Source organism: Dyella ginsengisoli, from assembly GCF_044904665.1.
In the GTDB taxonomy this organism is placed as follows: domain Bacteria; phylum Pseudomonadota; class Gammaproteobacteria; order Xanthomonadales; family Rhodanobacteraceae; genus Dyella_A; species Dyella_A ginsengisoli.
The window spans coordinates 662,767-675,739 of the sequence record NZ_JADIKM010000002.1 but is presented as its reverse complement, the minus strand read 5'-3'; the positions used below and the strand labels follow the sequence as shown (position 1 = coordinate 675,739).

Sequence of the window (12,973 nt, the reverse complement as noted above, 5' to 3'; positions counted from 1 at the left end):
GCGTCGCGCCGCTGCACGGCGCGCTGGCGTGAATACGTGTCGTCCGACATCGGGGGAACGCGGGGCGTTCGCAAGAGGCATGCCGGACAGCGCGACATGATGCGCGCTTTCGGCGATTGCTGCCTACGCCGGATGCTGCGCGTCCAGCCAGTCGGCGAGCGCGGCCATGTCCGGCAGATCCAGCTCGGGCGGGGCGCCGAGCTCCGCGGGCCAGGGTTCGCCGCGGCGGTTGATCCAGGCGGTGCGCAGGCCGGCATCGCGCGCGCCGGCCACGTCGAGTGCGGGATCGTCGCCCACGTGCAGCACCTCGTGCGCGGCCACGCCGAGGCGTTCCACCGCGGCGTGGAAGATCGCCGGCTGCGGTTTCGGCGCACCCACCTCGCGTGCGCTCACGTGATGGCGAAAGTGCGCCGCGATGCCCACGCGCTCCAGGTCGGCGTTGCCGTTGGTGAGGCTGGCCACTGGCCAGCGCGCGGCGATGCGGCGCAGCGCGGGCAGGCTGTCTTCGTACAGGTCCACCCGGTTGCGCGCGCTGAAGTACACCTCCCACAGCGCCTCCACCGGCGCCTCGTCCATGCCGCAGGCGGCGAACGCATAGCGCATGGTGAGGTGGCGCTGGGTGGTGAAGTCGTGCGCCAGGTCCAGCCGCTCGGCGGCGACGCGGGCGCGCAGCTCACGCATGGCGGGGATCGGCCACGCCGCAGCCACGGCCGGATGGTGTTCGCGCAGCCAGGCGTCCACATCCCGGTCGGCGCGCTCCAGCGCCGGCCACACCGGCCACAGCGTGTCGTCCAGATCCAGCGTGAGCGCGCGGATGCTTCCGCCCACGACGATCAACGCTGGCTGACGATCAGCACCTGGCCGGGCTTCACGCTGTCGCTGCTGAGGTGGTTCCAGCGGCGCAGGTCGGCCACGTCCACCGAGTGCTTGCGCGCGATCGACGACAGCGTGTCGCCGCGGCTCACCTTGTACGACTTGCCGCCTGCCGGCGTGCTGCCGTAGGCCGTGCTGTTGACCTTGGCGAAGCGGCTGTCGCCGGACTTCTCCACGGTGGTCGCTTCGCTGCTGACGTTGGCCAGGCTCGGACGCGCCGCGGCGGCGGCCGCGGCAGCCTTGGCTTCGGCTTCCTTGGCGCGACGCTCGTCCAGTGCCTGGCGCGCGGCCAGGGTGCGCTCGGACGTCGGCGCACGCGCTACCTGCGACGCGTAGGTGGCGCCGGGCGCGGCGATCGGCGGCGTGGCGCGGGTGGCCGGCACCGGACGAGCACCGACCTCGGCGAGGATGCGGGCGCGGCGCGCGTCGTCCATCGAGGCGAGCGTGGCGCCGTCTTGGTAGGGCACCAGACCGTGGCGGCGGATCACCGCCTTGGCCGCATCGGAGTTCACGAAGTCGACGAACTCCTGCGTCTGCGCGACCTTCGGGCTGCTGGAGTTGGTGATCAGGTAGAGCTGGGTGAACAGCGGATAGCTGCCGTTGGCCACGGTGGCGGCGGAGGGCGCCACGCCGTTGATGCGGATCATCTTCATTTTCGGGTTGCCGACCACGTTGGACAGCGTGGTGGCGCCCAGGCCCTTCGGATCGAGGGTGATGCCTTCCTGCAGCTTGCTGGTATTGACGTACAGGCGTGGCGCGGCCACCGGCTGGGTGCCGCGGCCGAACAGCAGCTTGCGCAGGCTGAACTCCACGCCGTCGGCGGGGCTGGCCACGGCATACAGGTCGATCGGCTCGTTCTTGCCGCCCACCTGGCTCCAGTTGGTGATCTTGCCGTAGTAGATGTCGTGCACCTGCGAGAGCGTGAGGTTGCTCACCGGGTTGGACGGGTGGGTCACCATCACCAGCCCGTCCCACGCCACCGGCGTGAAGGTGAGGCCGGCCTCTTGCGGGCTGCCGCTGGCGCCGCGCGCCGCGCCGGCCAGGTCCGCCGTGCCGGTGCGCACGGCATCCAGGCCCGAGGCGGTGTTGAAGGTCTGCAGCTCGATGCGGCCGTGCCCGGCCTTCTGCCAGGCCTGCGCCACGTCGGTCACCACGCCGTGCGCCACCGTCACGTCGCCGCGCCAGGTGAGCGTCGAGCCGGTGCTGCGAGTCGAAGCGCTGTGCGCGGACTTGCCGTGCGCGGACTTGCTTGCGGAGCCGTGCGTCTTGGCGACGACGGGAGTGGCGGCGACGAGGCAGGCACCGATCAGGGCGACAGGCAGCAGACGGACTAGACGGACGGACATGATGATGAGCTACCTCGGACGACGTGCTTGGGGTGACGACGGGGCGTGACGCGGCGCCTTGCAGGCAGGGGCAAGGCGGAAAGAGGGCTATTTCATCGGTCCGCCCCCCAAACATCAAGCGCGCGCACAGGCTGGCGTTAAGGAAGCGGCGCCCCTGTGCGCCGCTTCACTGTCCGCCTGTGCACCCGTCGTTACCGGGAGCGGCGCCGAGCCGTCCCGCTGCGGATCAGTTCATCAGCACGTAGTGCATGCCGTCGTCGTCGGCGATCGCCAGCGCCAGCTGCCGCGGACGCACGCCGGCCAGCGCCTGCAGCCCGCGCACGCTGGTGATGCGGCGATTGCCGATGCCGATCACCACGTCGCCCTTCTGCAACCCCGAGCGCGCGGCGATGCTGTCGGGGCGCACCGCGGTGACGCGCACGCCGGCCAGGCCCTGCGAGCGCTCGCTCTGGCTCAGCTCGCTGAAGCTCACGCCGGCCAGGCGCGGGTCGAGCTGCACGCCCTCCACCGTGGCGAGCTTCTCCGCCGCCAGCGTGGCGCGCACCTCGCGCGTCTTGCCCTCGCGCAGCAGGCCCAGCGTCACGTTGCTGCCAAGCGGCAGCAGGCCTTCGCTGTTGCGCAGCTCGTTGCTGTCGCGCAGCGGCTTGCCGTTGAGCGTGGTGAGCACATCGCCGGGCTCGATACCCGCCGCGGCGGCCGGCGAGCCTTCGCTCACGCGGGTCACCACCGCGCCCTCGGTGCCGTTCACGCCGAGCAGTTTGGCGATGCGCGGGGTGATGTCCTGCGTCTGCACGCCCAGGCTGCCGCGCTGCACCTTGCCGTGCGCAATCAGCTGCTTCATCACCTCGCCGGACAGGTTGGTGGGAATCGCGAAGCCGATGCCCGCGCTGGCGCCGGAGGGCGAGAAGATCATCGAGTTGATGCCCACCAGCTCACCGCGCAGGTTCACCAGCGCGCCGCCGGAGTTGCCCGGGTTGATCGAGGCGTCGGTCTGGATGAAGTTCTGGTAGTTGGTGCCACCCAGGCCCGAGCGGCCCAGCGCCGAGACGATGCCCGAGGTCACCGTCTGGCCCAGCCCGAACGGGTCGCCCACCGCCACCACGAAGTCGCCCACCTGCAGCCGCGAGGAGTCGGCCATCGGCAGCGCCTGCAGCCCGCTGGCGTGGATCTGCACCACCGCCACGTCGGTGTCCGGATCGGCGCCGATCAGCGTGCCCTTGAAGTTGCGCCCGTCCTGCAGCGTCACGGTGATGTCGTCGGCGCCGCCGACCACGTGGTTGTTGGTGAGGATGTAGCCCTTGGCCGCGTCCACGATCACGCCCGAGCCCAGGCTCTGCTCGGTGCGCTCGCGCGGCGTGTCGGGCAGGCCGAAGAACTGGCGGAACAGCGGGTCGTCGAAATACGGATCGCGCACCGGCACGCGCGTCCTGGTGGAGATGTTCACCACCGCCGGCGTCACCTTGTGCAGCATCGGCGCCAGCGAGGGCAACGGTTGTCCATCCACCGCCGGCGGCAGCGCGGCGGCGCGGCTGGCCAGCGGCAAGGTGCCGAGCGCGAGTGCGCCGCACAGGGCGAGCGTGCGCGTGATGCGACGAATCCGGTGCTTCATCGATTCCTCCTCATGATGACGATGCGATGCGTGGGCGGCCTTCCGCGCGGGCGCCGCGAACCGATGTTCGACTGCCCGCGCGCGCGTGGGTTCCGGGTGCGCGATGTGCGGCGTGTCGCAGGCGATTTCCAGTCGTGGCGCGGGCCGCCGCGCAGAGGGTGGCGATGGCTGTCGCGGCATGCTCGTGGCGCACTGTCGCGCAACCGTCAAAACCCACAAAAAAATCTTTACAACCCGGGCGCTCGGCAGTACGGTCTTCATCCGTTCGCAACCACAATATCTTGTGTGCGCGTCCCTGGGTTTCACCCCAGAGCTGGTGTGGTGATGGTTGTCTCTCGAAGGGGGAGGCCGTCGCAACAAGCGATCCCGCAAGGTGGTCGGCCACGGGCCACAGAGCCTGGGCACGGAGCCGGCGAGTCGTTGCGAACGGTCTGGTCGAATACAACTACGTGTCGTCGTGAGGCGGCACCCGGAGGTCAGCAAACCGATGAGTACCGCTCGCGCGCCAGCAGTGGGTCGTGACGCCGTGGAGATTCCTCTGCAGCCGGCGTCCTACGACATCTGGGACAAGAAATACCGCTTGAAGAACAAGGCCGGCGAACCGGTCGACGACAGCGTGGACGGCACCTACCGCCGCGTGGCGCGCGCGCTGTCCGACGTGGAAGCCACCCCCGAGCTGCGCGAGCACTGGAACGATCGCTTCCTGTGGGCGCTGCGCCGCGGCGCGATTCCCGCCGGCCGCATCACCTCCAACGCCGGCGCGCTGGAGCACAAGCCAGCCACCTCCACCATCAACTGCACCGTGTCCGGCACCATCCGCGACTCGATGGACGACATCCTGGAGAAGGTGCACGAGGCCGGCCTCACGCTGAAGGCCGGCTGCGGCATCGGCTACGAGTTCTCCACGCTGCGTCCGCGCGGTGCGTACGTGTCCGGCGCCGGTGCCTACACGTCCGGCCCGCTGTCGTTCATGGATATCTACGACAAGATGTGCTTCACCGTGTCCTCCGCCGGCGGCCGCCGCGGCGCGCAGATGGGCACGTTCGACATCTCCCATCCGGACGCCAAGGAGTTCATCCGCGCCAAGCGCGAGGATGGCCGCCTGCGCCAGTTCAACCTCAGCCTGCTGATCACCGACGGCTTCATGCAGGCGGTGGAGCACGACACCGACTGGCCGATGGTCTTCCCGATCCACGTCAAGGAGCAGGGCGAGCTCGACCTCAACGACGCGAGCAAGGTGGTGTGGCGCGAGTGGCCCACCCACGACAACTACATCGCCCGCGAAGACGGCCTGGCCGCCTGCAAGATCTACGGCACCATCCGCGCCCGTCACCTGTGGGACATGATCATGGTCTCCACGTACGACTACGCGGAGCCCGGGTTCATCCTGATCGACAAGGTCAACGAGATGAACAACAACTGGTGGTGCGAGCACATCCGCGCCACCAACCCCTGCGGCGAGCAGCCGCTGCCGCCGTACGGCTCGTGCCTGCTCGGCTCGATCAACCTCACCACCTTCGTGCGCGATCCCTTCGGCCCCAAGGCCCGCTTCGACTGGGACGAGTACCGCGAAGTGGTGAAGGTGTTCACCCGCATGCTCGACAACGTGGTGGAGATCAACGGCCTGCCGCTGGAACAGCAGCGCAAGGAGATCACCTCCAAGCGCCGCCACGGCATGGGCTTCCTGGGCCTGGGCTCCACGCTCACCATGCTCAAGATGCGCTACGGCACCGCCGACGCCGTCAGCTTCACCGAAGACGTCTCGCGCGAGATGGCCGTGGCCGGCTGGGAAATGGCGCTGGAGCTGGCCAAGGAAAAGGGCCCGGCGCCGATCCTCGCGCAGGACTTCACCGTCACCGGCGAGATGCTGCGCAAGCGTCCGGAAATGGCGAAGGACGGCTACAAGGTCGGCGACACCATCCCCGGCCGCGTGCTGCACGCCAGGTACAGCCGCTACATGCAGCGCATCGCCACCGTGGCGCCCAACCTGGTGAACGAGCTGGCCGAAACCGGCGCGCGCTTCACCCATCACTCCTCGATCGCGCCCACCGGCACGATCTCGCTGTCGCTGGCCAACAATGCCTCTAACGGCATCGAGCCCAGCTTTGCCCACCACTACTCGCGCAACGTGATTCGTGAGGGCAAGAAGTCCAAGGAAAAGGTGGAGGTGTACAGCTACGAGCTGCTCGCCTACCGCGAGCTGATCAACGGCAAGGCCATGCCCTACAGCACCGAGGCCGACGCCAAGCTGCCCGACTACTTCGTGGCCGCCGACGACATCAGCCCGAAGGAGCACGTGGACATCCAGGCCGCCTCGCAGAAATGGATCGACTCGTCCATTTCCAAGACCGCCAACGTGCCCACCGACTACCCCTACGAAGACTTCAAGGACATCTACTTCTACGCGTACAAACAGGGCCTCAAGGGCTGCACCACGTTCCGCTTCAACCCCGCCGCATTCCAGGGCGTGCTGGTGAAGGAAACCGACCTTGAGAACACCCTCTACCGCTTCGAATTGGAAGACGGTAGCGTTGTCGAACTGAAGGGTAACGAGCAGGTGGAGTACGACGGTGAAATGCATACCGCCGCCAACCTCTTCGATGCCCTGAAGGAAGGCTATTACGGCAAGTTCTGAGTTCTCGACAGAGAGCCGGCAACAGAGAGTTCTAGTCTTGCCCGCCGTGGCTGACCGCGGCGGGCGCACGGCAAGCACCAATAACAGTCGGAGGGGAACCCCAGCATGTCCATCGATACCGAAGTGAAAAACGACGTTGCACCGGCCGCTGATGCGGCACCCGCGTCCCAGCCGGCTGCGCCGGTTGTGACCGCCGTGCCGAAGCAGGCCCCGGCCAAGAAAAAGCCCGCCAAGAAGGCCGCTGCCAAGAAGGCAGCACCGAAGAAGGCGGCGGCCAAGAAGGCCGCTCCCAAGAAGGCTGCAGCCAAGAAGGCCGCCCCGAAGAAAGCCGCTGCCAAGAAAACCGCCAAGAAAGCGGTGAAGAAGGCCGCCGCCAAGAAGGCCGCGCCGAAGAAGGCAGCTGCCAAGAAGGTCGCCAAGAAAGCGGTGAAGAAGGCAGCCACCAAGAAAGTCGCCAAGAAGGCCGCGCCGAAAAAGGCCGCCGCCAAGAAGGCCGTAAAGAAAGTCAGCAGCAAGAAAGCGGTGAAGAAAGCCGCTCCCAAGAAGACGGCCAAGAAGGCCGCCGTGAAAAAGGCCGCCCCCAAGGCAGCCAAGAGGTCCACTGCCAGCAAGAAGGCGAGCGTGAAGGTGGCGAAGGCGAAAAAGCCCGCCGCCAAGAAGGCCGCCCGCAAGAAGTAAGTCGTGAACGCAGCCGGCCCGGCTCGCCGGGCCGGCTGTCTTTTCTCCAGGGATCGCTTGATGGGCTTCGTCCATCCCATCCCGCTACCCCCAAGTCGTCATTCCGGCGAACGCCGGAATCCAGCGTCTTGAAGGGCAGGGCGTAAAGCATCCACCAGCGCCGCGCGCCGACTTATCCGCCAACCATCCAAAGAAGAAGCACACACCATGGCGATCAAGATCGAAAAGAAAATCAAGGGCTACGCCGTCGTCAAGCCCGAAGACAAGGCCGCGCCGGCCGCCGCCCCCGCCGCTGCGCCCAAGGCCGCCAAGCCCGAGCCCAAGCAGGCCGAAGTCATCCAGATGCACGAGAGCGTGGAGCGCCCCGAGACCCTCGTCGGCTCCACCTTCAAGATCAAGTCGCCGCTGTTCGAGCACGCCCTGTACGTCACCATCAACGACATCGTGCTCAACCAGGGCACCCCGCACGAGCTGCGCCGCCCCTTCGAGATCTTCATCAACTCGAAGAACATGGACCACTTCCAGTGGATCGTGGCGCTCACCCGCATCATCTCGGCCGTGTTCCGCAAGGGCGGAGACGTCACCTTCCTGGCCGAGGAAATGAAGGCCGTGTTCGACCCGCGCGGCGGCTACTTCAAGTCCGGCGGCGTCTACATGCCCAGCATCGTCGCCGAGATCGGCGCGGTGATCGAGCAGCACATGAAGAACATCGGGCTGATCCACGACCCGGAGATGGATGAGTCGACGCGCAAGTTGATTGCCGAGAAGCGCGCCGCCTACGAGCAGGCGGCCAGTGGCAAGAAGGCCGAGGCTGCGCCGGCCGCGGAGGCATCGGGCGAGGCGAGTGCCGGTGGCTTCCCGCCGGGGGCGACGCTGTGCGCCAAGTGCAATACCCAGGCGCTGGTGCTGATGGACGGGTGCCAGACTTGTTTGAATTGTGGGTATTCGAAGTGCGGTTGACGTAACGACCGGAGTGGGATTTCCCTAAAAGGCAGCCTTCGCGCTGCCTTTTGGCGTTAAGAGGAGAGGTAATGTCTCTATCAAAAGTCAGAGCTTTCTGCTCATGGTATGAGTCAGAGCGAGTCGTTTACCAAGCACTGGTTGAGTCTTTGCGAAGTATAATTTCATCCTTGCTTGATGCAGAAGGTATTCCTTATGTGAGCGTGCAGGGGCGCTGCAAAGAGCTCGGGAGCTTCAAGGAAAAGATACAGAGGAAACGCTACAAAGATCCGAAGCGAGAGATCACCGATCTGGCTGGATTGCGGATAATTACTCTTGTTGAATCTGACATTCAACGTGTTGAATCCGTCCTCCGTGATGCATTCGATGTGAATGATGAAAATAGTGGCGACAAGTCTATTGCTCTAGGGGATGATAAGTTCGGTTATCGCTCTGTGCACTTTGTATGCGGATTGGGTGGGCGTCGGGAGTCACTGCCAGAGCATGGTCGATTCAAGGGATTGTTGTTTGAAATCCAAGTTCGCACAGCGTTGCAGCACGCTTGGGCAGAAATCGAGCATGATCGTGGCTACAAGCTTAAGGGCGAGCTTCCTTCTCATTTAAAAAGGAGATTTGCACTCCTTGCTGGCTTATTGGAGCTGGCTGATTCTCAGTTTGATCAATTGAGTAATGATATTGATCGGTATCAAGCAGATGTTTCTAGACGGGCTGTGAGTGGTGACTTAGATATTGAGATTAATTCTTCCAGCGTCTATGAATTGCTAGTTCTTAAATTTGGAAAGGGCGTCAACTCGGCGTACGATGATGCCTGGCCTCAACTTATTCAGGAAATAAGAGATTTCGGGGCTTACGATCTAAAGTCTTTAAGTCAACTCTTTAGCGATGATGTTTGTCGTCGTGCTAGGGAGTCTACACCCGGGTTAGAGGTGCCTGGACTTATTCGCGATGGTTTAATTTTGACCGATATTGAGAGATATTTCAAAAAGTCATGGAAAGGTCACTGGAGTGGCTTAGATTTTAAGTCGGCAATAACATATGAAGAGCATTATGGAAAAGATCTTTCTGAGGTTTGGGAAAAGCACAAGATTGATCTCTATAATGAGGATGAGGATGCGGATTTCTTCGTTGGCGAGGGCGATTGACTGCGCGAGTTAAAGTAAAACAAGGTTCAGAGTGCACTTTCGCTGGACTGCCAAGGAAACTGACGTGAAGAAGATCGCACTCTTCTCCGGCATCGCGCTCGTCACCATGGCGGCGAGCGCAGAGACTGCTCAACCCATGGACAAGGGGGCCGCTTCAGCGGATGCGCTGACCGAGACGGTGTCCGGTCTGGATGCGGGATTATTCGAAAGCTTCAATCATTGCGAAGCGCCCGGGGAACTGCAAAAACACGCGGGATATTTGGCGAAGGACCTCGAGTTCTATCACGACAACGGTGGCGTGACCTGGACGCGTGCCGCCTACCTCGCCAACACGCAGAAGCAAAAAATAACGGGGTCAGGTTCACTTAATTCGGAAAGCTCAAGGTCGGAGCGCACTTTTTAGCAAAGTTGATTCCGATTCATGTCCTAGCCCAGGGAGAAGGCGTGGTCGTTGCTCTTTTCAACCGTTACCGCGCAGATCGGCTGCACCGACAGGCTCAGGCTTGCTCCCGGGCGGGAGACGAGGATGCGGCACTGGCGCTCTACGCGAAGTGTGTGGGGCTCGATCCGGGCTATGCCAGCGCGTTCTACAACATCGGATTGATCCACAAGTGCCGGCACGAATGGGAGCAGTCCTTCGCGTTCAACGCTAGGGCGTATGAGCTTTCGCCCGGGGATGAAGCCGAATCCCGGGGTCAGGTTCACTTCCCGAGAATAAAAAGTGCGCCTGGCGCTGATTCGCTCCAACCTCATCTGCTCCGGTCTCTCCCCCGATCCGTCGACCTGGCTATGACGGGTCGCCTGGACGTCGACATTGTGTATGCTCCCTGCAACAGGAACGGGGATCGATATGGAAATCAAAGGGTGGGTGCTGATCGCGTCGGTGATCGCTGTGGCTGCGTATATGGTGGCCATCTACAACAGCCTCGTGCAGTTGAAGAACAACGTCGCCAAGGCGTGGGCCAACATCGACGTGCTGCTCAAGCAACGGCATGACGAGCTTCCCAAGCTGGTGGAAACCTGCAAGCAGTACATGGGCTACGAGCAGCCCGCGCTGGAGCGCGTGATCGCGGCGCGCGCGAATGTCTCCCAGGCCATGGCCCATGGCAGCCCCGAGGTGCTCGGCAAGGCGGAAGAGGGACTCCGCAGTGGCCTGGGCCAGCTCTACGCCGTGGCGGAGAACTACCCGGAGCTCAAGGCGGACCAGTCATTCCGGTTCCTGCAGACGCGCATCAGCGGCCTGGAAAACGCGATCGCGGACCGTCGCGAGTTCTACAACGACTCGGTCAACGCCCTGAATGTGCGGCGCGAGCAGTTTCCCGATCGCCTCCTTGCCAGTGCTTTCGACATCCGCGGCGCCGAGCTCCTGCATTTTTCGAGCGAGGAAACCCGCGACGTGGACCTGAAGGCACTGTTCGGCTGATTGGGGCCGCCGGGATGTCCCGCGCCCTGTTGCCCGTTGCCCGGCGGAGACGCTGAATCGTGCACTCTCACTCGTTGTTGTCGCCCTTGCTGCTCCTGCTCGCGCTTGGCCTGTGGGCCAGCGTCAAACAGCAGCTGGCCTGGCTGAAACGGACCCGCGGTGTGGAAGCGGGCGTGCCGATGTCCAAGTGCCGTTCGGCGGCCCAGGGCTACGTCCGGCTTTTCGGTGTGCAGCAATACGTGGACGGCAAGCCGCTGCAGGCTCCGCTCACCGGCAAGCCGTGCACCTGGTGGAGCTTCACCGTCGAGAAGCGCAAGGGCTGGAAACTGGACGACTCCCCACCCGAGTGGCGGCTCGTCAGGCAGGCCTCCAGCACGTCGCCGGTGCTGCTCGATGACGGCACTGGCCAGGTCTTGATCGATGTCACCGGAGAGCGGGACCTCGTCGGCCCCCGTGATACCTGGCACGGCGACACCGACCTCCCGATCTGGCCGCCCTCGATCCTCACGACCAAGGATAACTACCGGTATACCGAGCGGCGGATGGTTGCCGGCACCCCCCTCTACGTCGCCGGGCAGCTCACGACCCGCTCCAGCATCCCGACGCCCACGGCGATCAAGGACAGGGCGCTGCGCATGCTGACCCGCTGGAAGGGCAATCAGGCGAACCTGCGCGAACGGTTCGACCGGAACCACGACGGCGTGATCGATCCGGACGAATGGGAAGCGGCGCGCCAGGCCGCCCTGGGTGAAGCGGAATCGGAACTCGCCCGCGAACTGGACAGTGGCGTCAATGGCCGCAGCGTGGTGTCCCGGCCCCCCGATGGAAAGCCTTTCGTCATCTCGCCGACGCCGGACCCAGACTCCAGCCAGCTTCCCAACCCTTTGCGGCCCTCGCTGTTCTGGCTTATCGCTTTTCTTCTCGCCTCGCTGTGGTGCCTTCGGGCGCTTGCAAGTTGACAGGCACGGGTGAAACGGGAGTCAGGGTTCAGGTTCTCGCATGGTCGACTCTGCCCCCCGCCAAACCGGGATGGAGGAAGTCAAGCGAAGAGCCAGGCGGCATCTAGCTTCCTCCGTCCCGGTTCCGGGATCGGTGGGGTGTCGACACCGCAGAAGCGCCTCGCCCTCGCCCTCCATGACGGCCCACACGCTGTTGCAGGAATGCACATCGATGGCTGCCTGAAGTGATGTGGCCGTCTCCTGCCGCTGGGCAATCTCCGACGATGTGGCGACAGCGACCGTACCGCCAAGCCCGGGAGGCGGCGACATGAGTTTCTGAGTGCGCTCTCTCTTGGGGCGATTAAAGGGGACGTGGCTAATTAACTCGGTCGCGTCTTTGCACATCAAGGTCTCGGGTGGCTTAATTGGCCACGTCCCCTTTTTCGACCGAAGTTATAACTGCCATTACCAACATCTTTATTCGTTAATGAACGAGTGAACTTTCCTTTGGGCCTCGACAATTGCCTTTGCCACTTCGCTTAGATGAACGCCGCTTAAGGTCATCCAGGCATAAAGACCGCCAGGAAGGGCGAACGCAGTATTGCAAAAGTACTTGTCATTTAATGCATTCGAGCCAACATTCGGGAATAAGCCCCTGCCATGAATGACCTGATGGCACCCAACGTAGACATCTTGGCCATTCATTCGAAAATATGGCCCAAGACTTGATGACCCGAGATATGTCATACCCCCAAATTCAGCCCGGCCAAGTGCCGACACCTTTTCAAAAGGCAAACCCGCCCTATGAATTGTTGCAAGAGCGGCTTTGGGGTCCTCGGTATTGATCAGGCGAACGTGTACATCTATCCAGAAGTCGTAACCATCTTCGTTAGGCGACACAAATGTGACCTTCGAATTTATGTACCCGAATTGAATCCAGACCTCCTTATCTTCGTGCGTATAAGGCCTAAATCCGAAGAAGAATTCCTTAGGAATCTCAAAGGTGACGCCACCCCATCGAAAAGTCTTGAGGCCATTTACATCGCCAATCGACACGACCTGGGCCATCGCAGCACCGCCCAACATGAAAAATCCAAGCACCATCAATAGCGCCAACCAACAAATTTTCTTCCGCATGATCTACTCAATCTTGTCGAGAGTTGAAATTGGGGCCGCATATTTAATGCATATTTGTTAGGAACACCCTTGCAGAAGCCGTCCCCTTGGCCTATGGAAATCAATAGCCGCCTGAGCCAGGATCCAAGCCATGTTGCCTAGATAGCCACACTGGTTTGCCAGCCGATTTCTAAGAATGGCTTTTTGCTGTGCGGCGATAATCTTAATGATTTCGGATGGACCTTGGCGTAGC

The 12,973-nt window shown here is 63.1% G+C and carries 11 protein-coding genes; 7 read left to right on the top strand and 4 right to left on the bottom strand.

All coding sequences use genetic code 11. The annotated features are described in order from the left end of the window. Positions 1 to 123: 123 nt before the first annotated feature. From ISP17_RS09985 to ISP17_RS09975, 3 genes are all read right to left on the bottom strand, one after another. Positions 124 to 828 carry an HAD family hydrolase gene (locus tag ISP17_RS09985; RefSeq protein WP_404632629.1) on the bottom strand — a complete coding sequence of 235 codons (705 nt, stop codon included), beginning with the start codon at positions 826 to 828 and terminating at the stop codon, positions 124 to 126. Positions 829 to 833: 5 nt separating this feature from the next. Continuing rightward, positions 834 to 2,219, bottom strand: coding sequence for a LysM peptidoglycan-binding domain-containing protein (locus tag ISP17_RS09980; RefSeq protein WP_404632627.1), 1,386 nt, complete (start codon positions 2,217 to 2,219; stop codon positions 834 to 836). Positions 2,220 to 2,445: 226 nt separating this feature from the next. Further along, a complete protein-coding gene (locus tag ISP17_RS09975; protein WP_404632625.1) occupies positions 2,446 to 3,828 on the bottom strand; it encodes a DegQ family serine endoprotease in 1,383 nt (460 codons plus the stop codon). 487 nt (positions 3,829 to 4,315) lie between these two features. Here ISP17_RS09975 and ISP17_RS09970 point away from each other — a divergent pair, with 487 nt between their 5' ends. The 7 genes from ISP17_RS09970 to ISP17_RS09940 all read left to right on the top strand — a co-directional run bounded on the left by ISP17_RS09970 (position 4,316) and on the right by ISP17_RS09940 (position 11,625). After that, positions 4,316 to 6,463, top strand: coding sequence for an adenosylcobalamin-dependent ribonucleoside-diphosphate reductase (locus tag ISP17_RS09970; protein ID WP_404632623.1), 2,148 nt, complete (start codon positions 4,316 to 4,318; stop codon positions 6,461 to 6,463). Between the two features lie 105 nt (positions 6,464 to 6,568). Further along, positions 6,569 to 7,141, top strand: a complete 573-nt coding sequence (locus ISP17_RS09965; protein ID WP_404632621.1) for a hypothetical protein — start codon at positions 6,569 to 6,571, stop codon at positions 7,139 to 7,141. A 207-nt stretch (positions 7,142 to 7,348) separates the two neighbouring features. Then, the gene (locus ISP17_RS09960) at positions 7,349 to 8,101 is read left to right on the top strand and encodes a TSCPD domain-containing protein (RefSeq protein WP_404632619.1); all 753 of its coding nucleotides are present in this window, start codon (positions 7,349 to 7,351) and stop codon (positions 8,099 to 8,101) included. Between the two features lie 170 nt (positions 8,102 to 8,271). Then, positions 8,272 to 9,243, top strand: coding sequence for a GTP pyrophosphokinase (locus tag ISP17_RS09955; RefSeq protein ID WP_404632617.1), 972 nt, complete (start codon positions 8,272 to 8,274; stop codon positions 9,241 to 9,243). Between the two features lie 64 nt (positions 9,244 to 9,307). Next, positions 9,308 to 9,646 carry a hypothetical protein gene (locus ISP17_RS09950; RefSeq protein WP_404632615.1) on the top strand — a complete coding sequence of 113 codons (339 nt, stop codon included), beginning with the start codon at positions 9,308 to 9,310 and terminating at the stop codon, positions 9,644 to 9,646. Positions 9,647 to 10,063: 417 nt separating this feature from the next. Continuing rightward, positions 10,064 to 10,666: a LemA family protein gene (locus tag ISP17_RS09945; RefSeq protein ID WP_404632613.1), complete on the top strand. Its 603-nt coding sequence runs from the start codon at positions 10,064 to 10,066 to the stop codon at positions 10,664 to 10,666. Positions 10,667 to 10,752: 86 nt separating this feature from the next. Beyond that, complete coding sequence (locus ISP17_RS09940) at positions 10,753 to 11,625, top strand: hypothetical protein (protein WP_404632611.1); 873 nt, start codon at positions 10,753 to 10,755, stop codon at positions 11,623 to 11,625. Between the two features lie 456 nt (positions 11,626 to 12,081). Here ISP17_RS09940 and ISP17_RS09935 read toward each other — a convergent pair whose 3' ends face one another. After that, positions 12,082 to 12,741 (bottom strand): hypothetical protein, encoded by a 660-nt coding sequence (locus tag ISP17_RS09935; protein ID WP_404632609.1) that lies wholly within the window; start codon positions 12,739 to 12,741, stop codon positions 12,082 to 12,084. Positions 12,742 to 12,973: the final 232 nt, after the last annotated feature.

Bases quoted from the DNA above. Each gene is read 5' to 3' on its own strand.
- ISP17_RS09975 (WP_404632625.1), bottom strand. From the start codon at position 3,828: ATGAAGCACCGGATTCGTCGCATCACGCGCACGCTCGCCCTGTGCGGC.
- ISP17_RS09960 (WP_404632619.1), top strand. From the start codon at position 7,349: ATGGCGATCAAGATCGAAAAGAAAATCAAGGGCTACGCCGTCGTCAAG.
- ISP17_RS09945 (WP_404632613.1), top strand. From the start codon at position 10,064: ATGCTCCCTGCAACAGGAACGGGGATCGATATGGAAATCAAAGGGTGG.
- ISP17_RS09935 (WP_404632609.1), bottom strand. From the start codon at position 12,741: ATGCGGAAGAAAATTTGTTGGTTGGCGCTATTGATGGTGCTTGGATTT.
- ISP17_RS09970 (WP_404632623.1), top strand. From the start codon at position 4,316: ATGAGTACCGCTCGCGCGCCAGCAGTGGGTCGTGACGCCGTGGAGATT.
- ISP17_RS09965 (WP_404632621.1), top strand. From the start codon at position 6,569: ATGTCCATCGATACCGAAGTGAAAAACGACGTTGCACCGGCCGCTGAT.
- ISP17_RS09980 (WP_404632627.1), bottom strand. From the start codon at position 2,219: ATGTCCGTCCGTCTAGTCCGTCTGCTGCCTGTCGCCCTGATCGGTGCC.